We start from the raw sequence: 1,167 nt of genomic DNA on the forward strand, positions 1-1,167 counted from the left end.
TTCCCAGGAACCTGGCTGAGAGCATCCAAACCATGAGGTAGCATAGGGTCGCCTGCCCAGTTGACAGGAGGCTGGCGGGGTGGGAACGGGGGGTGCGCATGGAACTGCAAGCTTTGATTTTCGACGTGGATGGCACGCTGGCGGATACGGAGCGGGATGGGCACCGCGTGGCCTTTAACGCCGCCTTTGCCGAGGCAGGCTTGGACTGGCACTGGTCGGTGGAGCTCTACGGCCAACTCCTGGCTATTACGGGCGGCAAAGAGCGCATTCGCCACTTCGTCGAGACCTGTCAGCCGCCGCTGCCTGCCGGGGAAGACCTGACGGCCCTAATAGCCCGGCTGCACCAGGCCAAGACCCGCCACTACACAGCTCTGCTGGCCCAAGGAGGGATCCCCTTGCGCCCCGGAGTCAAGCGCCTCTTGCAGGAGGCCAAGGCCGCCGGGATCCGCCTGGCCATCGCCACCACCACCACGCCCGAAAACGTGACGGCCCTTCTGGAGCACACCCTGCCGGAGAGCCTGGGCTGGTTTGAGGTGATTGCTGCCGGCGATATTGTCCCCGCCAAAAAGCCCGCCCCCGACATCTACTTCTACACGCTGGAACAGATGGGGCTGCGTCCCCAGGAGTGCCTGGCCTTTGAGGACTCCGAAAACGGGCTGCGCTCGGCCCAGCAGGCGGGCATCCCTGCCGTGGTGACGGTTAACGATTACACTCGGGAGCAAGACTTTTCCGGAGCAGCCTTGGTGCTGGATCACCTGGGGGAGCCGGAGTTGCCGTTTCAGGTGCTGGCGGGAAGGGCAGGATCCCACCGCTACTTCACCCTGGAGCTGGCCCGCCAGGTTCATGCCCAAGCCCTTGCCGAGCAAGAAAAGTGATCCAAGATCCCCATCTGCAACAGCGCCTCCGGGATCACCTGCGGCAAGTGACCCAGCCGCGGGATCCCGACTGGTCGCCCCTGGGCCACAGCCAGGTGGAGCGCTACATCCAAGAGGAGCTTTCCCGCTATGGGCTTGTAGAATCTTTTTCCTTCGAGGCTCGGGGCTGCCAGCACCGCAACTGGATCTTGAAATTGCCGGGATCCCATCCCCGCCGACCGCCCGTTCTGGTCGGGGCTCATTTTGACGCTGCCCCGGCCACCCCTGGAGCCGACGACAACGCCAGCGGTGT

At 64.3% G+C, this 1,167-nt stretch carries 2 protein-coding genes; both read left to right on the forward strand.

The genetic code is table 11. The features are described 5' to 3' along the window. The first annotated feature begins 98 nt into the window (after nucleotides 1–98). On the forward strand, nucleotides 99–875 hold the full coding sequence (locus NW863_RS00910) for an HAD family hydrolase (RefSeq protein WP_414361227.1): 777 nt from the start codon (nucleotides 99–101) through the stop codon (nucleotides 873–875). Further along, nucleotides 872–1,167, forward strand: a 296-nt coding sequence (locus NW863_RS00915; protein ID WP_414363890.1) for a M28 family peptidase, incomplete at its 3' end; no start/stop codon positions are given. The genes NW863_RS00910 and NW863_RS00915, both read left to right, overlap by 4 nt.

It is taken from the genome of Synechococcus sp. B60.1, from assembly GCF_047462555.1.
Taxonomy (GTDB): Bacteria; Cyanobacteriota; Cyanobacteriia; order Thermostichales; family Thermostichaceae; genus Thermostichus.

What these genes read in the sequence shown, in the direction of transcription:
- NW863_RS00910 (WP_414361227.1), top strand. Translation starts at nt 99, where the DNA reads ATGGAACTGCAAGCTTTGATTTTCGACGTGGATGGCACGCTGGCGGAT.